Here is a 19,196-nt window from a genome sequence, read left to right as displayed (position 1 = left end):
GCCGGAAGTTGGACGGGACGCCGGGGGCCTCGTAGGAAGGAGGCGTGCGGCGCAAGCGGAGCAGCGGCGGGTTTCCCTGGGTGCGGGTGGGACTGTGCGTCCTGGCGCCGCTCGTGCTGCTCAACCTGGCGGTGGCCTTCTTCGGGGACACCCGCGTGCCGCTCTTCTCCCTGTCCTTCCTCAAGGAGAAGGCCCACGCGCTGAGCGCCTACGCGCGCCACCGGCCCACCTGCGTGCTCGACGGGCACCCGGAGCTCGAGCCCCTCATCCGCGACACCGAGCGCCGCCACCGCCTGCCCCCGGGCCTGTTGCGCGCGCTCGTGCAGGTGGAGTCCAACACCCAGCCCCACCGCATCTCGCCCGCGGGCGCCATGGGCCCCGGCCAGCTCATGCCCTCCACCGCGAGCCTGCTGCGCGTGGAGGATCCGTTCGATCCCGCGCCGGCGCTCGACGGCAGCGCGCGCTACCTCGCCGAGCAGCTCACGCGCTACCGGGGCAACGTGACGCTCGCGGTGGCGGCGTACAACGCGGGGCCGGGCAACGTGAATGGCCGCGTGCCGCGCAACGGGGAGACGGAGTTCTACGTGGACAAGGTGCTCACCGCCTACGCGCGCCTGCGCCCGCCCCCGCCGCCGCGCGCGCCCCCGCCCGCCTCCGCCGCGAAGCGTCAGGGCCGCGCCGCGCCCACCCCCACCCACCCATCGCCCGAGGCGCGACCCTCCGCCGGATGACCGACCTCCTCCGGATGACGGACGCTCGGCCGCTCCGGAACGTGCGATGTGCTGGAGCATGACGAAACGCACCTCGCGGATCCTGGGCATTGTCGGCGGTCTCCTGTTCGTCCTCGGGGTCGTTCCGCTCGTGGTCATCCTCTTCTGGGGCCACAACATCCGCCGGCTCCTCGGCGCGAGCGCGGACAGCCTCTCGGGGCACACGTTCGCCGAGCACAGGGAGTCCAGCGTCCACTACAAGCGGCTCAAGGACTTCAGCAAGGACCCCGACGCGCCCGCCACGCCCGCCCCGGCCCAGGCCGCCGTGGCCCCGGCCCCGGCCCGCGTCGAGTCCGTCCCCGAGACCCTGCGCACGGCGGGCAGCACGCACGAGGCCGTCCGGCCCAACCCCTACACCTTGGTGAGCACGGACCGCTTCTCCACCTTCGCGGTGGACGTGGACACGGCCTCCTACACCCTCTTCCGTCGCTACATGTCCGAGGGCCGCCTGCCGCCGCGCGAAGCGGTGCGCGTGGAGGAGTGGATGAACTACTTCCAGTACCGCTACCCCGCCCCCCAGGAGGGCGACTTCCGCGTGGATCTGGAGGGCGCGCCCTCGCCCTATACCCCGGGCTGGCACCTCATCAAGGTGGGCGTCCAGGGACGCGTCGTCACCGCCGAGCAGCGCAAGCCCGCCCACCTCGTCTTCCTGGTGGACACCAGCGGCTCCATGTTCAGCCAGGACAAGCTGCCGCTCGCCCAGAAGTCCATGAAGGTCCTGGTCCAGGGCCTCACCGCCCGGGACACCGTGGCGCTCGTCACCTACGCGGGCAGCGTGCGGGACGTGCTGCCGCCCACCCCCGCCACCGAGCGCGGCACGATCTTCGCCGCCATCGACGCGCTGAGCGCCGAGGGCTCCACCGCCATGGGCAGTGGCCTGGAGCTCGCCTACCGGCACGCGGCGCGGCACGCCCGCCCCGACAGCGTCTCGCGTGTCATCGTGCTCACCGACGGCGACGCCAACATCGGCAACACCTCGGCGAGCGTGATGTACGAGAACATCCGCGGCTACGTGCAGGAGGGCGTCACCCTGTCCGCCATCGGCTTCGGCATGGGCAACTACCGCGATGACGTGCTCGAGCGCCTGGCCGACAAGGGCAACGGCAACTGCTTCTACATCGACAGCGAGGACGAGGCGCGCCGCGTCTTCCAGGAGAAGCTCTCGGGCACGCTGGAGGTCATCGCCCAGGACGTGAAGGTGCAGGTGGAGTTCGACCCCGAGGCCGTCCATACCTACCGGCTGATGGGCTACGAGAACCGGGCCATCGCCGACAAGGACTTCCGCGACGACAAGGTGGACGCCGGGGAGATTGGCGCCGGGCACACCGTCACCGCGCTCTACGAGGTGAAGCTCATCGGCACGCGCTCGCCCCTGGCCACGGTGCGGGTGCGCGCCAAGCGCCCCGGCGGCGTCGAAGCCGCCGAGCAGCGCTTCGTCCTGGAGCGCGGCCAGGTGCACGACTCGCTGTCGCGCGCCTCGGCCAACCTGCGCTTCGCCGCCGCCGTGGCGGGCACCGCCGACATCCTCCGCGGCGCCCCCCAGGCGGACAACTGGAACCTGTCCACCGCCGAGGCCCTCGCCGAGTCCGCCCTGGACGACCTGAGCGACCGCGCCGAGTTCCTCGGCCTGCTGCGCCGCGTGCGCGGCATGGTTCCCCCCTCCTTCGCCCGCTCCACCCCCTGAGGAGTCTTTTCCATCTTCACGGTTTTCGCGGATTTTACTAGGATGAGACTTCCTTCCCCCCGATTGAGGAGAGTCCGACCCATGAAGATGCGAATGCCGTGGCTGGGAGTGATGGCGCTGCTGGTGGCCTGTGGTGGCCCGGTGCAGGAAGAGGAGACGGTCGGCACGCAGGAGGCCGCGCTCGCCGTGTCCGGCAGCGAGGAGTCCGTCATCATCGGCGGGGGCGCCTGTGGCACCAACACCTGCGCCAAGGGCACCTTCTGCTGCAACTCGAGCTGTGGCTGGTGCGCGCCCGCGGGCGGTGGCTGTCCGCAGGTGGTGTGCGACAAGGTCAACTAGGGCCTTGTGTGGGACCGCGCGGGCCCTGAGCCGGGCTCGCGCCGTGTCCAGGTACCGGGCGGCAGGGGCTGGAGGCCGTAGGTGAAGACGAACACCTCGCCCTGCCGCGTGCGCTCGGTGCCCGCGGTGCCGTCCGCCTCGCACCAGACCCGCTCGTCCTCCTGCACCGCGCGCGTCAGGTAGGGCAGCAGCGTCTGGGGATCCGTCACCAACTCGAACGTCCGCCGCGAGTGGACGCGCTCGCACGGGTCGTCCTCGTGGAGGGCATGCAGGGGCGTGGTCTCCACCCGGAGCCGGACGCAGCGCGTGTCCCCTTCCTCGGGCACGCAGGCGACCCCCGCCTCGAAGGTGGTGCGCTCCTCGGCCTCCACTTCCTCACGCTGGAGCGAGTCCTCCCCCAACCACATCTTCGTCGCGAAGCGCACCGTCTCCCCGGACAGCAGCATCACGTCGCGCCAGTGCCCCACCCGCTGCTCCCAGCGCACCCGGGCCGCTTCCTCCTGCGAGGCCCGCAGGGTGCGCAACAGGTGCTCGCGCTGCTCGGGCTCCAGCGGAAACGCCTCCAGCATCGCCTGCCCGGCGGAGTCCGCGGGCGGCTCGGCGCCGACGAAGGTCCCCTCGGCATCGAAGCGCACCGACATCTCCGGGTGCGCGAGGGCGGCGAGGCCCGCCTCGGGCGAGGCCCCGGGCTCCACCCCGAGCCGCCGCGGCGTCGCGCCCTCCCCGGGCTCCAGGCTCCACCAGTAGAGGCGCTCGCCCCGGGCGTCTCCGTTGAACACGGAATGGGAGACGCGCGCGGACAGCGTCTGGGGCCACGCGAAGCGCAAGACGACCGCGCCCGGGGGAATCCGCGTGGACGAGGAGGTCACGCAGGCGCTCGTCCCCACGAGCACGGCGGCCGACAACAGGACGGGACGGAAGGCGGGAGGCATCACACCGGACGATAGCGCGTCCCCCCGACCCGCTCAGGACTTGCCGAGGAAGTCGGTCTTGCCGACGTCCAGGCCGTTGTGGCGCAGGATGGCGTAGGCGGTGGTGACGTGGAAATAGAAGTTGGGCAGCGAGAAGCCGAGTAGGAAGGCCTGTCCCTGGAACTGCACCTCGCCGGTGCGCATCTTGAGGGTGACGGTGCGCTCCTCGCTGCCGTCCACCTGCGCCGCGGGCACGGTCTTGAGGAAGGCGATCGTCTTGGCGAGGCGCTCCTGGAACTCGGGGAAGGAGGTCTCGGTGTCCGGGAAGCTGGGCAGGTCCATGTTCGCCAGCCGGGCCGCGCCCCGCACCGCCGAGTCACAGGCGATCTGAATCTGCGAGGACAAGGGCAGCATGTCCGGCGCCAGCCGAGCGCCGAGCAGCACCGCGGGGGCGATCTTCTTCGTCTCGGCGTAGGCGGCGGCCTTGTCGAGGATCGCCGACAGGTTGCCCAGCATGCGGATGAAAACGGGAACCGACGCCTGGTACATGGACAGGGACATGGTGCTCCGGGGGGTTGGGGAAGAGGAGGGACGGACCCTCGGGGGGCCGCGTCGGCGCCTCATATGTGCGCCCGGCGATTCGCTGTCAACCGAATGGCATCCTTGCCATGCTCGCGCCATGAAACCGTGTGCACGGCCCCTGGCGTGGGGCCTCGTCTGTGTCGCGCTGGCGTGTGCCCACGCGCCCTCCCCCGTCGTCCAGGAAGCGTCCACCGCCCTGCCCCGAGGCGTCTGGCGCTCGCGGGGTTATGGTCGGCTGTTCCAGGTGGAGGCCACGGGCGTGACGGGATTTCATGTCGCCGGACCTTTCTGCTACCGCGATCCCCGGCCCGAGGCGGACCCGGATGGGTGGCTCGGCGGCCACCAGCGGCTCACGGACGACACCCTCGCCGTGTCCGGCACCCCCGGGGGCACGCGCTACGTGTTGGAGCGGCTGCCCGCCCTGCCCGCCGCCTGCGAGGATCGGACACCGTGGACGGCCGACCGCCTCGCCGCGCTGACGGCGGAGACGTTCGCCACGCTCTACCCGACGTCCGCCGCGCGCGGGCTGGACTGGAGCGCGCGCGCCGCGACGGCCGCGCGCCGACTGGACGCGTCATCCGATGACGCGGCGCTGTTCGAGGCGCTGTCGGAGATGCTCGCGGACGTGGACGACGCCCACGTGGAGCTGCACGCGACCGTGGGCGGCGAGCCCCGGGAACTCACGCCGGGCGAGGCCCCCACGCTGCGCCGCCTCGCGCGGGCGGACATGGACGAGCGCACGTGGCTGCGCGCCTACAAGCGCGGCATCCTGGAGGACATCCTCCGGGGCACGGGCCGGCAGGTGGCCAACCACCGGCTCTTCTGGGGACGGGTGGAGGACGTCGGCTACCTGAACGTGGTGACCATGGGCGCGTTCGACGCCGACGCCGCCCCGGACGACACCACCGCCCTGGAGGCCGCGCTCGACGAGGCCCTCGGCGCCTTCCAGGGCGCACGGGCGGTGATCGTCGACGTGAGCAACAACCGGGGCGGCTACGACGGCGTGAGCCTGCGCCTGGCGGGGCGCTTCGCGTCCGAGCGGCGACTGGCCTACACCAAGGTGGGCTTCGGCGCCCGGGACGTGGCGCCCCAGGCCTTCCACGTGGAGCCCTCGCCGCGCGTGCGCTACGAGGGGCCCGTCTACCTGCTCACGAGCGACGTGACGGTCAGCGCGGGGGAGGTCTTCACCCTCGCCATGCGCGCGCTGCCCAACGTGCGGCACGTGGGCACGACGACCCGGGGGGCGCTGTCGGATCAATTGGAGAAGCCCCTGCCCAACGGCTGGCGGCTGGCGCTGGCCGGCGAGGTGTACCGGGACGCCCAGGGCACCGACTTCGAGCCCCGGGGCATCCCCCCGGCCATGCCCCTGGAGGTGTTTCCCCCCGACGCGCCCGCCCAGGGACATGCGCGGGCCGTGCTGCGCCTGATGACGGCGCTGGCTACTGCACCACGGTGAGGAAGATGGCCGTGGGCACGCCCCAGTTGCCGCTGGCGTCCTGGCTCTCCACGAAGAGGATGTGCTTGCCCGGGGTGAGCGTCGAGGTGAAGACCGTGCCCTGGAGCTGCTCGACGGGGCTGTCGAAGGCGCCGTCCAGGGGGGTGAGCGCGTACGTCGGCGTGCCGGATACCCAGGAAGGCGCGTCCACGCTGTAGCGCGCGGCGGCGATGTTCTGCGTGGGCTCCACCCCGCCGTTGGTGCCGTAGCGCGTGTCATCCGCCTGGGCATAGAGCGTCACCGGGGTGCCCGGACGCACCGCGGCCGCGGACAGGCTGAGGGTGACGGAGTCCGGCCCCGCGGGCGACTGGTACGGCCGCCGCGTCGCCTTGAGGGCGTACCAGAGCGCCGGCATGTTGTTGGGCAGCACGACGTTCTCGAACGAGGAGCAGCTCTGGAAGAACTCGGTGCCCACCTCGATGGTGTAGGACGGCACGCCCAGCACCCCGTAGGCGAACGTGTCCGTCGAGCCCGAGGCCACGTACAGGCACGTGGCGGCCGGGCACGCCTGGTAGCCGTTGAAGTAGTTGAACTTGCGCCCGAGCGTGCGCAGCCGCGCCTCGTTGGGCGCCGCGGAGGTGTCCGCGCCCCAGGGGTAGAGCACCCAGCCGCCATAGCTGTGCAGGCTGATCATCACCCCGGAGGTGTCCTCGGCCGCCGGGTCCGAGGCGGCGGGCCCCCGCCGGTCCGCGTACAGCGAGAGGATGTAGTTCTCCAGCGCCTGGGTCTCCGGCTCCGAGGCCGGCGTGCGCCCGAGGTACGTCTCGCCACAGGCGCTGGTGGTCGTGCCGCCCTGGTTCCAGTCGAAGCTGCTGTTGCGGTTGAGGTCCACGCCCCACGTCGCCGCGGAGCAGGAGCCCTGGGTGGTGTTGGTGTTCTTGCGCTTGGACAGGCCCGTCTCCGCCACGCGTCGGCCGTCCGGGTTGGACTGCACCACGATGTGCACCTCGTGGTAGTCGAGCAGCCAGCGCGCGTCCGCGTCCACCTCGTACCGGTTGACGAGCTCCTCGGCGAAGCGCGCCGCCAGCTCCGCCGTCGCGTACTCGCGCGCGTGGATGGCCGCCATCAGGAAGAAGCGCGGCTTGGCCTTGAGCCGCGCGCGGTTGGTCAACACCAGCACCTTCAGCTCGTCGCCCGGATTGCCGCCCGGGGTCATCCGGTCCCAGCTGTCCCCGATGGAGCGCCACTGGGCCAGCCGCGGGTACGTGTTGGCCAGCTCCTGCATGGACGCGTACGTCTCGTCCACCGTGCGGTAGCAGGCGTAGCCGGAGATGCCCAGGCGCTGCTCGGCCAGACGCTCGCGCGGCGCGTTGAGGCGCCGGGTGCCCTCCTCGAGCAGCTCCACGCGCCGCCCCTCCTTCACCAGGGCGTCATACTCCTCGGGCGACAGCACCGCCTCCACCGTGCCCCGCGCGCGGTCCACCGCCGCGGTCAGGTCCAGGCGCGCGGCGAGCCGGTTGAGGTCGTCCTGCGAGTCGAACGACACGCGGGTGAGGAGCGCGGCGGGACGAGACTCCTTGGCGGGAGGCTCGATGGGAGGCACGGCGGGGGTCACCACGGGAGCCGCGGCGAGCGACGCCGCGGCGAGAAGACTCAGAAGCAAGGCAGGCATGGGCCCGGAGTCTAGCTGGTTCCCTCCAGGCCTCGCCCCGCCTCGGTGTCCACCCACACCTCCACCTGCCCGTGGAGCTGCAACAAGGACGCCGGACAGTGCGAGGTGATGGGTCCGCGCACGAGCGCCGTCACGGCCGCCGCCTTGCTCATGCCAAAGGCCAGCAGGATGATGCGCCGCGCCTGGAAGAGCGCCCCCATGCCCAGGGTGAGGGCGGCCATGGGCACCTTGGACACGTCGTCCCCGAAGAAGGAGGCCATGCCCAGGCGCGTTTCGCGTGACAGGCGCACCCGGTGGCTCGCCGCCTGGAGGCTGTCGCCCGCCTCGTTGAAGGCCACCAGCCCGTTGGAGCCGATGCCCAGCAGCAAGAGGTCCAACCCCCCCGCCTGCGCCAGACGCGCGTCGTAGCGGGCGCACTCCCACTCCGCCCGCTCCGCGCTCCCGTCCAGGAAGTGGATGCGCGCGGGGGCGAGGTTCACGTGGCGGAAGAGGTGCCGGTCCATATAGGCCCGGAGGCTGCACGGATCATCCGGCGGCAGGCCGAGGAACTCGTCCAGGTTGAAGGTCGTCGCCCGGGACAGGTCCGCCTCGCCCCGCTGGTGCAGGTGCACGAGCTGTCGGTAGACGTTGAGGGGCGTGCGCCCCGTGGGCAGCCCGAGCACCAGCGAGGGCTTGTCCCGGAGCGCCTCCGCGATGTGGGCGGCACAGGCGGCGGCGGCTTCCAACTCGGAGGCGAAGACGCGAACGTTCAAGGCGGTCCGTGGGGAGAGGTGCCCCTCAGCATAGCCAATGCCCCTCGGAGCACCAAGGAGGGAGTCACCCAACGCATCGGGCCCGGGGACTGGGGCGGTGTGGGTAGGGTGGCCTGACCTCCAGGCGGACAGGCGGTTTCTCCCTCAACTTCGCGCATGACTCACGCGGGAGGTGAGCTAGAAGGGCACTTCATGAAAGTCGCCGTTCTCACGGGCGGGGGTGATTGCCCCGGCCTCAACGCGGTCATCCGCGCCGTTGTCCGTCGGGCGAGCGCCCACGGATTCGAGATGATGGGCCTTCGGGATGGTTGGCGGGGCCTCTTGGACGATAACCACTTCCGCCTGACGCGGGAGACCACCTCGGGCATCCTCCACCGGGGCGGCACCATCCTGGGCACCTCGCGCGTCAACCCCTTCAAGGTCGAGAACGGCCTGGAGCGCGTCAAGCGCGCCATCGAGCGGCATGAAATCCACGCCGTCATCGCCATCGGCGGCGAGGGCACGCTGTCGGCCGCCACGCGCATGTCCCAGGAGGGCGTGCGCATCGTGGGCGTGCCCAAGACGATCGACAACGACCTGAACGGCACGGACTTCACCTTCGGCTTCGACACCGCGGTGGGCATCGCCACCGAGGCGATCGACCGGCTGCACTCCACCGCCGAGTCGCACAAGCGCGTCATCGTGTGCGAGGTGATGGGCCGGCACGTGGGGTGGATCGCCACCTACGCGGGCCTGGCCGGCGGCGCGGACGTCATCCTCGTGCCGGAAGTGCCCGCGGACCTGGAGCGCGTGGCCGAGCACATCAAGCACCGCCACTCCACCGGCCGCTCCTTCTCCATCGTGGTGGTGGCCGAGGGCACGCGCATCAAGCTCACCCACGAGGGCCAGGAGCAGCTCGTCACCTCGGGCTCGCTGGACGAGGCGGGCCGGCCGCGGCTCGGCGGCGTGGGCGCCCTGGTGGCCAACGAGATCGAGCGGCGCACGGGCTACGAGACGCGCGTGTCGGTGCTCGGGCACATCCAGCGCGGCGGCGCGCCCACGGCGCACGACCGCGTGCTGGCCACGCGCTACGGCGTGCACGCCTGCGACATGGTCGCCCAGGGCGAGTTCGGCAAGATGGCGGCCCTGAGGGGCAACGACATCGTCAGCGTGGACCTGTCCGAGGCCACGCGCGAGCTCAAGAAGGTGCCCGAGGAGTTCTTCAAGGTCGCCCAGGTCTTCTTCGGCTAGCAGGACCCGCCGGGGCGGCCAGGCAGGAAGGCAGCCCGCCCTCGCGTGCACGCCCGCCCGACAAGACCTACCTCTCCTCCTGGAGGGGCACATCCGTGCCCCCGGGAGGAGACACCATGCCGAGCCGATCCACCGCCGCGCGCAAGAACCCGCTCAATAATCCCAAGGGAGGACTGACCGCGGCGGGGCGCGCCCACTTCAAGAAGACGGAAGGGGCGAACCTCAAGCCCGGCGTCCAGGGCAAGGCGGACACGCCGGAGAAGATGCGGCGCAAGGGCAGCTTCCTGCGGCGCCACTTCGCCCACCCGCGCGGCCCCATGCAGGACGAGAACGGTGAGCCCACGCGGCTGGCGCTGTCGGCCCATGCCTGGGGCGAGCCCGTGCCCAAGGACGCCGCGGCCGCCAAGCGCCTGGCCGCCAAGGGCACCCGCCTGCTCGAGCGCTACCAGGCCACGAAGACGTCGGCCGGTGGCGCGAAGAAGAAGGCGAGCGGCACCAAGAGCCGGGCCCGTCCCGCCGCCTCCGCCCGCCGTGCCCGGGCGCCGGCGCGCAAGAAGGCCCCCGCCCGCGAGACCGCCGCGAAGAAGACGACGCGCCGCTAGCGCGCGGGCGCCCGGCGCCCTGTCTGGACTCCGGCCGGGCGCCGGGTGTTGGAAATGAAGCACGCCAGAGGCGTGGTTCCCTGGCATCGCGAAGAAGCCAACCCCTTCGGCGCGCTTCATTTCATGTCCCAGACGCTTTCTCCTGAAATCTTCACGCCTGCTTCCTCCCCCTCCCTCGACGCTCCCTCTGGTTGGTGGTCCACGCTGCGCGAGGCGCTGCGGGGCACGACCCGGGACCTGACCGCCGGTTCCGTCAACCGCGCGCTGCTGCTCTTGTCCATCCCCATGGTGTTGGAGATGGTGATGGAGTCCGTCTTCGCCGTGGTGGACGTCTTCTTCGTCTCCCGGCTGGGCGCGGCCTCGGTGGCCACGGTGGGCCTCACCGAGTCCATGCTGTCCTTCCTGCAGACCTTGCCCATGGGCCTGTCCATCGGCGCCACGGCGCTGGTGGCCCGACGCATCGGGGAGAAGAACCCCGAGCGCGCGGCGAGCGCGGCGGTGCAGTCCTTGTGGCTGGGCCTGTTCCTGTCCGTGCCGGTGGCGGTGCTGGGCGCCCTCTTCGCGCCCCAATTGCTCTCGGCCCTGGGCGCCTCGCCCGAGGTGGTGGCCCACGGCACGCCCTACGCCCGGGTGATGCTCGGCAGCACGGTCATCATCATGCTGCTCTTCCTCATCAGCGCCATCCTGCGCGGCGCGGGGGACGCGGCCACGTCCATGCGCGCGCTCTGGGTGGCCAATGCCCTCAACCTGGTGCTCGCCCCGCTGCTCATCTTCGGCATGGGGCCGCTCGAGGGCATGGGCGTCCTGGGCGCCGCGGTGGCCACCACGCTCAGCCGCGGCGTGGGCGTGCTCTACCAGCTCCGGGCCCTGGCCCGGGGCCGGGGCCGGCTCGTCATCGCCCGGCGGCACCTGGGCATGGAGCCGCGCACGCTCCTGTCGCTCCTGCGGCTGTCCGGCAGCGCCCTGCTCCAGGCCCTGCTCACCATGGGCAACTGGCTGGTCCTCATGCGCATCATCGCCCAGTTCGGCAGCGCGGCGCTCGCCGGCTACACCATCGCCATGCGCATCATCCTGCTCGCGCAGCAGCCCTCCTGGGGCCTGAGCCACGCGGCGGGCACGCTCGTGGGCCAGAGCCTGGGGGCCGGCGACAGCGACCGGGCCGAGCGCGTCGCCTGGCGCGCCAGCTTCCACACCCTCTTCTTCCTGTGCGCGGTGGCCCTGGGCTTCCTCGTGTTCGCCGAGCCCCTGGTGCACGCCTTCACCACCGAGGCCGAGGTCGTCTTCCAGGCCACGCGCTGCCTGCGCATCGTGAGCGTGGGCCTGCTCTTCTACGCCTTCGGGACCGTGCTGCCCCATGCCTTCAACGGCGCCGGGGACACCACCACGCCCACCCTCATCAACCTGGTGTCCATCTGGCTGCTCCAGATTCCCCTGGCCTGGGTGCTCTCGGGCCCCCTGGGCCTCGGGGCCCTGGGCGCCTTCCTGGCCATCACCATCGGCTACTGCGTGCTCGGCATCCTGTGCGCCGTGCTCTTCCGGCGCGGGCGGTGGAAGCTCGGTCGGATCTGACCCACGCGGCTTTTCCCTCTCAAAGACAGACATCGGGCGGCGGAGCGGGGTGTTTTCGACCCCGCTCCGCCGCCCTTTTTTCGATGAAAGGCATTCCACCCGGACCCGGCGTGGCGGTCACTTCCAACCCCACCTCTCACGCCCCGAGAAAGGGTGATTCTCCTCGGAGAATCGGGGTCCACTCCGACCCCGTTTCTCACGGGTCGAGACGCCGGAAGGCCTGCCCTGGGGTCGCGGTCGGTTCCGACCCCGACTCTCGTCGGCCGATAAACCCAGACATCCTGTCGGCCAGGGGACCTTGTCCCTGTGCTTCACGCGACACGCCCCAGGCGGCCTTTCTCGTACGAGACGTTGGCCTCCCTCGCCGGGGATGTATGCCCTTATGGGGGTTGTGAGGGACGGCTTTCATGGCAATTCATTGCATGAACTCGTGGGAGCCCCGGATGAATCGGAAGGCTCGCGCAGCCCTGGAGCTGGGGCGTGCGAGCCCAATCCGACCCGGAGTCGTCATGGGTCCACAGGGCAATGGCCTTCACAACAAGGGGTAGTCACATGGCAGGGACGGAGCGTCTGGGTGTCGCGTTGGTGGGTCTGGGTGGCGCGGTGGCGACGACCGCGGTGGCGGGCATGGAGCTCCTCAAGCGGGGGCTGACGGACACCAAGGGCCTTCCGCTGGCGGGGGTGCGGGGCGTGGGGCTGGCGGACTACGGGGACCTGGTCTTCGGCGGGTGGGACCTGTACGACGACGATCTGGCGAAGGCGGCGCGCAACCACGGCGTGCTCAACGAGACCCAGCTCGCCGCGGTGGGCCCCATCCTCGGCAAGATGCGGCCGTGGACGGCCTCGTCCAACACCAACTTCTGCAAGAACGTGGTGGGCAGCTCCACCAAGAAGGCCAAGGACCTGCGCGACCAGGTCAACGGCATCCTCGAGGACCTGGTGCGCTTCAAGCAGGACCAGAAGCTCGACCGGGTGGTGATGGTGAACGTCGCCTCCACCGAGCGGCCGGTGAACCTCGCCCTGCCCCAGTTCGCCACGCCCGAGGCCTTCGACACGGCGCTCGACGCGAACGATCCGAACATCAGCCCCGCCATGCTCTATGCCTACGCGGCGGTGACCACGGGCATCCCCTTCGCCAACTTCACGCCCAGCGTGGCCGCGGACGTGCCGGCCATCCTGGAGCTGGCGCGCCGCAACGGCTCGCCCGTGGCGGGCAAGGACGGCAAGACGGGCCAGACGCTGCTCAAGACGGTGCTCGCCCCGGCCCTGCGCGACCGCGCGCTGTACGTGGACGGCTGGTACTCCACCAACATCCTGGGCAACCGCGACGGCGAGGCGCTCAACGATCCGGCCTCCAAGGCGTCGAAGATCGACACCAAGGGCGCCGTGCTCGACAGCATCCTCGGCTACAAGGTCCAGGATCACATCGTGCAGATCCAGTACTACCGGCCGCGCGGTGACAACAAGGAGGCCTGGGACAACATCGACGTCATCGGCTTCTGCGGTCAGCCCATGCAGCTGAAGATCAACTTCCTCTGCAAGGACTCCATCCTCGCCGCGCCGCTGGTGGTGGAGCTGGCGCGCACGCTGGACCTGGCCAAGCGCCGCGGGGAGGCGGGCGTCATCGAGGAGCTGGGCTGCTTCTTCAAGGCGCCCATGACGCGCAACGGCGGCACGCCCGAGCACGCCGTGCCCGAGCAGCAGCGCCGGCTGATGAGCTGGCTGGGCAAGGAGAGCGTGCAGACCACCGGCGGCGGCGAGCGCATCCGGGGCTAGGCCATGAAGGACACTGCGCAGGGAATCACCGCGGTCCCCGGCCGCCTGGCCGGGCTTCGCCCCCTGGTGGGCGAGCTGATGGACCTCAAGCGGGTGCGGACACCGGATCAACCGGAGGGACTGGCGGCCCATGGCTTCCGCCGGGCCTGGGCGGCCCTGGTGTCAGGCGTGCATCCGGACACCCTGGCGCTGCGGGAAGCGGCGCTCGCCCTGACCGGCATCCGGTTGGGGGGCATCGACCTGGACGTGCTGTCCCGGGCCGGCATGCCGCACGAGCGCGCCGTGAAAGTCCTCCGCCGGGGCCTGGACGCCGCGGCGGAGCCCCTGGACCGGGAGCTGCGCGAGCGCCTGCACACGGCGCTCGCCGGACTGCCGGTCCCGGGGCAAATCCAGCCGCCCGCCTTCGTCGAGCGGCTGGTGCGTCAACCCCGGGCCGGACCCACGCGCGCCAACACGCCGCGCGTGGTGCTCCTGCCCGCGGAGAGCCACGCCGACCACTGCTACGTGGTGGCCGTGGCGTCGGTGCTCGTCTCCCCGCTCTTCGGCGCGGACCCGGCCATCCCCTTCGTGGCCGCGTTGAGCCACCACTTCTTCAACGTGGTGCTGCCCGACGCGGGGGACTACGGCGACCGGCTGCTCGGAGAGGACGCGGCGCCGCTCATGGCCCGCGTCACCGAGGACGTGCTCGCCACGCTGCCCGAGGGCCTCGCCGCCCTCGTGCGCGAGGCGAGGAAGATCCTGCCGCACACGGACAGCCCGGAGGCGCGCGCCTTTCACGCCGCCGACGCGATGGACCGGGTGCTGGAGATGGACGCGCATGCACGCGCCGCGGGCTTCACCCTGCGCCAGGCGATGGTGGACCTGGACCTCATCCACGAAGGCCCCATGCAGGCCTACGAGAACGCGGTGCTCGCCGCCGCGGGTCTCATCCACTAGCCGCCTGGCCGCGCCAGCAATCCGTTCAGCAGTACCGAGGGGAGGGGAAGTCCGATGATTTGTGCATTGCCTCGCTCACGCCGGCTCGGGTGGGCCATCGTGGGGTGTGGATGGGTGGCCCGGGACTACGTGGCCCCCGCGGTGTTGCAGGCGGGCAATGCCCGGCTCGTGGCGCTGTGTGATCTGGATGCCGAGGCCCTCGCGCGCATGCCCGGCGACGAGGTGCTCCGGCACACCGAGCTGCGCCAGGTGCTGCAGGACCCCGACGTCCAGGCGGTCTACATCGCCACGCCCAACCACGCGCACGCCGCCCTCACGGAGGCGTGCGCCGCCGCGGGCAAGCACGTCTTCTGCGAGAAGCCCATGGCCACGCGCCTGGAGGATGGCGTGCGCATGGTGGAGGCGTGCAAGCGCGCGGGCGTGATGTACGCCACCGCCTTCGACCAGCGCCACCACGCGGCCCACCGCAAGCTGCGCACCCTCATCCACGAGGGCGCCCTGGGCACCGTCACCCAGGCGCGCATCCACTACGCCTGCTGGACGCCGCGCGACTGGACGGCCAACAACTGGCGCATCGACCCGCGCCAGGCCGGCGGCGGCGCGATGATCGACCTGGCGCCCCACGGCATCGACCTGCTCGAGGTGCTGCTCGGCGACGAGTGGGAGTCGCTCATCGCCGTGCAGCAGCGGCGCGTGCACGACTACGCCGTGGATGATGGCGCCGTGCTCGTGGGCCGCATGAAGAGCGGCATCCTCGGCATGCTCCAGGTGGCCTACAACTGCCCGGACAACTACCCGCGCCGCACCCTGGAGATCATCGGAACCCAGGCGCGCGCGCTCGCCTACAAGACCATGGGCCAGACGCCCGGGGGCACGCTGACGCTCACCGACGCGGCCACCGGCGCCGAGCGGCCCGTGGAGCTGTCGCCCGAGGAGGACCGCAGCCCCTTCCTCAACCAGGTGGAGGCCTTCTCCTCCGCCGTGCTGGAGGGCCGGACCTATCCGTTCGCGCCCGAGCGGGACCTGCGGCTGCTCGGCCTGCTCGAGCGCTCGTGCGATCCGCGCACCTGGGGGGACATGTCGTGCCGCTAGTCCGCTACGCCTGCGCCAACTGTGGCACCTGGCAGCCGTGGTTCGCGCACGAGCCGCCCCCGCACTGCCCCACCTGCATGGACGTGCGCAACGCCCTGCCCGAGAACGGCTGGGACTTCCGCTCCGCCGCGCGCGTGTCCGAGCAGCTCCAGACGACCTGGAGCGAGGCCCTGCCCGGCGTGCTCGGCTTCAGCTGCACGCCCGGCTTCGGCCTGGGTGGCACGGGCTGGCTGCTCACGCGGCCCGAGGGCAACGTGGCCTTCGAGGGCGCGCCCTGGTACACGCGCCCGGCGCTCGAGCACATCGCGTCCCTGGGGGGCATCCGCTGGCTGTCCTCCTCGCACGTGCACGGCTTCGGCGCGCTGTGGCAGCTCCAGGAGCGCTTCGATCCGCTGCTGGTGCTGCACCGCGATGCCCTGTCCTATACCAAGGCCTTCAAAGTGCGCTGGCCCGTGGATGACGAGCACACGCTCGCCCCGGACCTGACGCTGCACCACGTGAACGGCCACTACGAGGGCCACAGCGTCATGTACGACGCCCGCACGCGCTCGCTCTTCAGCGGCGACGCGCTCAAGGTGGAGCTGGGCCCGAGGGGCCAGCCCGTGGGCCTGTCGTGTCACAAGGGATTTCATTACGCCATTCCGCTCAGTCACGCGGAGCTGCGTCGCTATCGGGAGGTCTTCGAGCAGTTGCCGTTCGAGAACGTGTTCACGCCATTTGAGTTCGCGCGCGGAGTGACGCGTGAACACGCGCTCGCCCTGTTCGATCGGCTGCTTTCGGGCATGCCGCATACGAACGCCATTGCGTTGGAGGAGTTGTCGTCATGAGCAAGAAGCAGAGTCTGGTTGAAGCGCGCGAGGCCTACCGCAGTGCTTTCCCCCCGGGAGAGCTGGAGATGTTCCGGGAGGATCCCATCGATCGGGTAGGCGTCCCCGCCGTGGCGGCCAGCCTCCGGTTGAAGACGGGCACCCAATTCGCCACCCACGGCTACGGCGCCACGCTGGAGGAAGCCGAGGTGGGCGCCCTGGGCGAGATGGCCGAGGCCGTCTTCACCGACGCCGCGCTGCGCGCCCACCCGCGCGTGACCGGCAGCTACAACGAGCTGGTGCGCCACCACGGCGAGTCCGCGGTGATGAACCCCCTGCGCCTGTGCCTCACGGCGGGCAGCCACTACGACGCGGACATGCCGCTCACCTGGGTGACGGTGAAGCGCCTGCTCACCGGCGAGCGCGTGCTCATCCCCGAGGAGTGGGTGGCCACCTGGGGCGGCGAGCTGCGCGGTCGCTCGCCCCTCATCACGCCCATCACCAACGGCCAGGGCGCGGGCCTCACCCAGGAGCAGGCGCTCGCCCACGGCATCCTCGAGCTGCTCCAGCGCGATGGCAACGGCCTGCAGTTCCGCGCGCTCGACCAGGGCGTGGTGCTGGACCTGACCAACGCCCCGCTCGGCCACGACGTGCGTGACCTGCTCGCGCGCTACCAGTCCCTGGGCATCGAGGTGATTCCCAAGCTGGCCAGCACCGATTTCGGCCTGGTGAGCGTCTACGTGGTGGGGCGCGACCCGTACCTCAATGATCAGCCCATGGCGCTCACCGCCTGCGGCGAGGCGGCGGACCTGGACCGCGAGCGCGCGCTGCGCAAGGCGCTCTTGGAGTACGCCGGCTCGCGCACCCGCAAGGCGTTCGCCAACGGCCCGCTGGAGCTGGCCGCGCGCATCGTGCCGCCGGGCTACTTCGACCGCTTCCTGCCCTACATCAAGCTGGAGGACGAGGAGCCCCGCGCCCTGCACGCCATGGCCTTCTGGGCCCGGCTCAGCGCGCCCCAGATGCGCGCGCTCATCGAGAAGCCGGTGCTCAGCGAGAAGCGCCGTGTGCCCTTCACCGACCTGCCCACCAGCGGCCCGCTCGGGGACGCCAAGGACCGCGCCGCCCTGCTCGTCAACAAGCTCACCCAGGCGGGCTTCGACATCCTCGTGGCGGACCTGTCGCCCTCGGACCACTCGGTGCACTCGGTCAAGGTCATCGTCCCCGGCCTGGAGGTGGAGAGCATGAGCTACCACCGCATCGGCGAGCGCGGCATCGCCAAGCTGCTCGCGCGCGAGGATCCGCTCGCGGGCCACGGCAAGGCGCCCGAGGGCGCCCGGCCCGTGCTCCTCACGCCCGAGGCCGAGGAGCGCCTGGGCGGCCCGGTCTGGTTCAACACGCGCCTGGCCGAGCAGCTCGTGGGCCGCCTGTACTCGCTCTACCGCGAGCCCGAGCGCCACGCCGCCCAGCTGCTCCTGCGCCAGCCCCGCTTCGGCGGCGGCCTGGGCTGAGCCTCACCCACCTTCGATCCCACACCTCACCAGGAGCCTTCATCATGAACTTCAAGGACATCCGTGACGCGTATCTCCGAGCCATGCCCCCCGGTGAGGTGATGATCTTCCGCAACGATGCCCTGGACCGCCTGGGCATCCCCTCGGTGGTGAGCGCCCTCCAGATGGAGGACGGCCAGTGGATTCCCGCCAGTGGCTACGGCGCCACCGAGGACGAGGCCGCGGTCAGCTCCCTGGGCGAGCTGGCCGAGGAGGTGTCCGCCGCCCGGTTCGTGCCCACGCTCCCGCGCTTCACGGGCAGCTACCACCAGATGGTGCGCGAGCGCGGGGCCTCGGGGGTGGCCGACCCCCTCACGCTGTGTCTGCCCGCGGGCAGCCCCTACCACCCGGACATGACGCTCACCTGGGTGGAGACGACGCGCCTGACCACGGGCGAGCGGGTGCTCGTGCCCGAGGAGTACATCGCCACGGATCCCGGGCAGCTCCAGCAGGGCCGCACGCCCCTCATCCGCCCCATCACCAATGGCCAGGGCGCGGGCCTCACGCGGGACCGGGCCATCGTCCACGGCATCCTCGAGCTGCTGCAGCGCGACGGCAACTGCGTGGGCTACCGCGCCCTGGACCAGGGCGTCGTCATCGACCTGGAGGGCGCGGACGTGTCGCCCGAGGTGCGTGAGGTGCTGGAGCTCTACCGCCGCGCGGGCATCGAGATCATGGCCAAGCTGGCCAGCACCGACTTCGGCCTGGTGAGTGTCTACGTGGTGGGCCGGGACCTGCACGCGGACCACCAGCCGCTCATGGTGACGGCCTGCGGCGAGGCGGCCGACCCCGACCGGGACCGGGCCCTGCGCAAGGCGCTGCTGGAGTACGCCGGCTCGCGCACCCGCAAGGCCTTCGGCCATGGCCCCCTCGCCGCGCTCAAGGGCGTGGTCCCGCCCGAGTACCTCCGCAAGGTGCTGCCCGAGGTGGAGAAGAGCCTGGGCACGGAGGAGAACCGGGCCCTGCGCGACATGCTCGACTGGGCGCAGATGTCCGCGCCCGCCCTGCGCGCCCTGACGGCCGTCACGCTCAAGCACGAGCGCTCGGTGCGCTTCAATGACCTGCCCCAGGTCCAGGTCACCCTGGATCCCACCGAGCGGCTCGAGCAGGTGGTGCGCCTGCTGACCGGGTCGGGCTTCGACATCCTCGTGGCGGACCTGTCGCCCGAGGGCCACGCCCTGCACTCCGTGAAGGTGGTGGTGCCCGGGCTCGAGGTGGAGACGATGACGTACGACCGCATCGGCGAGCGCAACGTGGCCAAGCTGATGCAGCGGGGCGAGCGGAGGCTCGCGGGCGTGGGCGCGCCGCCCGAGGGCGCCAGGCCCGTGCGCCTCACCCCCGCCGCCGAGGCCCGGCTGGGCGGGCCCGCCTGGTTCAACGTGCAGGAGGCGGAAAAGCGCGTGGGCCGCCTGTACGCGCTCTACCGCGAGCCCGAGCGTCACGCCGTGCAGGTGCTGATGCGCGACCGCAAGAAGTTTGGAGGAGCCTGAGTC

The 19,196-nt window shown here is 71.4% G+C and carries 17 protein-coding genes; 13 read left to right on the top strand and 4 right to left on the bottom strand.

Features of this window, described 5'->3' with window-relative positions; genetic code table 11:
• Window positions 1-44 precede the first annotated feature (44 nt).
• The 3 genes from I3V78_RS08530 (at window position 45) to I3V78_RS08520 (ending at window position 2,793) form a co-directional block, all read left to right on the top strand.
• Window positions 45-731 (top strand): lytic transglycosylase domain-containing protein, encoded by a 687-nt coding sequence (locus I3V78_RS08530; protein WP_338023498.1) that lies wholly within the window; start codon window positions 45-47, stop codon window positions 729-731.
• Window positions 732-789: 58 nt separating this feature from the next.
• Window positions 790-2,454, top strand: a complete 1,665-nt coding sequence (locus I3V78_RS08525; RefSeq protein WP_239576352.1) for a vWA domain-containing protein — start codon at window positions 790-792, stop codon at window positions 2,452-2,454.
• A gap of 81 nt (window positions 2,455-2,535) precedes the next feature.
• The gene (locus I3V78_RS08520) at window positions 2,536-2,793 is read left to right on the top strand and encodes a hypothetical protein (protein WP_204485828.1); all 258 of its coding nucleotides are present in this window, start codon (window positions 2,536-2,538) and stop codon (window positions 2,791-2,793) included.
• Here I3V78_RS08520 and I3V78_RS08515 read toward each other — a convergent pair.
• Together I3V78_RS08515 and I3V78_RS08510 are read right to left on the bottom strand one after the other, a co-directional pair.
• Entirely contained in the window at window positions 2,790-3,728 is a 939-nt protein-coding gene (locus tag I3V78_RS08515) for a hypothetical protein (protein ID WP_204485826.1), read from the bottom strand. The genes I3V78_RS08520 and I3V78_RS08515 overlap by 4 nt on opposite strands.
• Before the next feature lie 30 nt (window positions 3,729-3,758).
• Window positions 3,759-4,265, bottom strand: coding sequence for a DUF1993 domain-containing protein (locus I3V78_RS08510; RefSeq protein WP_204485824.1), 507 nt, complete (start codon window positions 4,263-4,265; stop codon window positions 3,759-3,761).
• A 118-nt stretch (window positions 4,266-4,383) separates the two neighbouring features.
• Here I3V78_RS08510 and I3V78_RS08505 point away from each other — a divergent pair, with 118 nt between their 5' ends.
• Complete coding sequence (locus I3V78_RS08505; protein WP_204485822.1) at window positions 4,384-5,742, top strand: S41 family peptidase; 1,359 nt, start codon at window positions 4,384-4,386, stop codon at window positions 5,740-5,742.
• On the opposite strand, the gene I3V78_RS08500 is transcribed toward I3V78_RS08505, so the two are convergent.
• Both I3V78_RS08500 and I3V78_RS08495 read right to left on the bottom strand, forming a co-directional pair.
• The gene (locus tag I3V78_RS08500; protein WP_204485820.1) at window positions 5,726-7,393 is read right to left on the bottom strand and encodes a M14 family zinc carboxypeptidase; all 1,668 of its coding nucleotides are present in this window, start codon (window positions 7,391-7,393) and stop codon (window positions 5,726-5,728) included. The genes I3V78_RS08505 and I3V78_RS08500 overlap by 17 nt on opposite strands.
• An 11-nt stretch (window positions 7,394-7,404) precedes the next feature.
• On the bottom strand, window positions 7,405-8,145 hold the full coding sequence (locus I3V78_RS08495) for a glucosamine-6-phosphate deaminase (RefSeq protein ID WP_204485817.1): 741 nt from the start codon (window positions 8,143-8,145) through the stop codon (window positions 7,405-7,407).
• 192 nt (window positions 8,146-8,337) lie between these two features.
• On the opposite strand from I3V78_RS08495, the gene I3V78_RS08490 reads away from it, so the two are divergent.
• The 9 genes from I3V78_RS08490 to I3V78_RS08450 all read left to right on the top strand — a co-directional run bounded on the left by I3V78_RS08490 (window position 8,338) and on the right by I3V78_RS08450 (window position 19,193).
• Window positions 8,338-9,375: a 6-phosphofructokinase gene (locus I3V78_RS08490; RefSeq protein ID WP_204485815.1), complete on the top strand. Its 1,038-nt coding sequence runs from the start codon at window positions 8,338-8,340 to the stop codon at window positions 9,373-9,375.
• Between the two features lie 116 nt (window positions 9,376-9,491).
• Complete coding sequence (locus I3V78_RS08485) at window positions 9,492-9,977, top strand: DUF6321 domain-containing protein (protein ID WP_204485813.1); 486 nt, start codon at window positions 9,492-9,494, stop codon at window positions 9,975-9,977.
• Between the two features lie 54 nt (window positions 9,978-10,031).
• Window positions 10,032-11,546, top strand: coding sequence for an MATE family efflux transporter (locus I3V78_RS08480; protein ID WP_338023497.1), 1,515 nt, complete (start codon window positions 10,032-10,034; stop codon window positions 11,544-11,546).
• 552 nt (window positions 11,547-12,098) lie between these two features.
• Complete coding sequence (locus I3V78_RS08475) at window positions 12,099-13,322, top strand: inositol-3-phosphate synthase (protein WP_204485812.1); 1,224 nt, start codon at window positions 12,099-12,101, stop codon at window positions 13,320-13,322.
• A 3-nt stretch (window positions 13,323-13,325) separates the two neighbouring features.
• Window positions 13,326-14,258: an HD domain-containing protein gene (locus I3V78_RS08470; RefSeq protein WP_204485811.1), complete on the top strand. Its 933-nt coding sequence runs from the start codon at window positions 13,326-13,328 to the stop codon at window positions 14,256-14,258.
• 66 nt (window positions 14,259-14,324) lie between these two features.
• Window positions 14,325-15,350, top strand: a complete 1,026-nt coding sequence (locus tag I3V78_RS08465) for a Gfo/Idh/MocA family protein (protein WP_239576351.1) — start codon at window positions 14,325-14,327, stop codon at window positions 15,348-15,350.
• Window positions 15,341-16,177, top strand: a complete 837-nt coding sequence (locus tag I3V78_RS08460) for an MBL fold metallo-hydrolase (RefSeq protein ID WP_204485809.1) — start codon at window positions 15,341-15,343, stop codon at window positions 16,175-16,177. The genes I3V78_RS08465 and I3V78_RS08460 overlap by 10 nt, the downstream gene beginning before the upstream one ends.
• The gene (locus I3V78_RS08455; RefSeq protein ID WP_204485808.1) at window positions 16,174-17,664 is read left to right on the top strand and encodes a YcaO-like family protein; all 1,491 of its coding nucleotides are present in this window, start codon (window positions 16,174-16,176) and stop codon (window positions 17,662-17,664) included. The genes I3V78_RS08460 and I3V78_RS08455 overlap by 4 nt, the downstream gene beginning before the upstream one ends.
• A 44-nt stretch (window positions 17,665-17,708) precedes the next feature.
• Window positions 17,709-19,193, top strand: coding sequence for a YcaO-like family protein (locus tag I3V78_RS08450; RefSeq protein ID WP_204485807.1), 1,485 nt, complete (start codon window positions 17,709-17,711; stop codon window positions 19,191-19,193).
• Window positions 19,194-19,196: the final 3 nt, after the last annotated feature.

Source organism: Archangium primigenium (assembly GCF_016904885.1).
Classification (GTDB): domain Bacteria; phylum Myxococcota; class Myxococcia; order Myxococcales; family Myxococcaceae; genus Cystobacter; species Cystobacter primigenius.
This window is presented reverse-complemented; position numbering and strand designations above follow the sequence as displayed.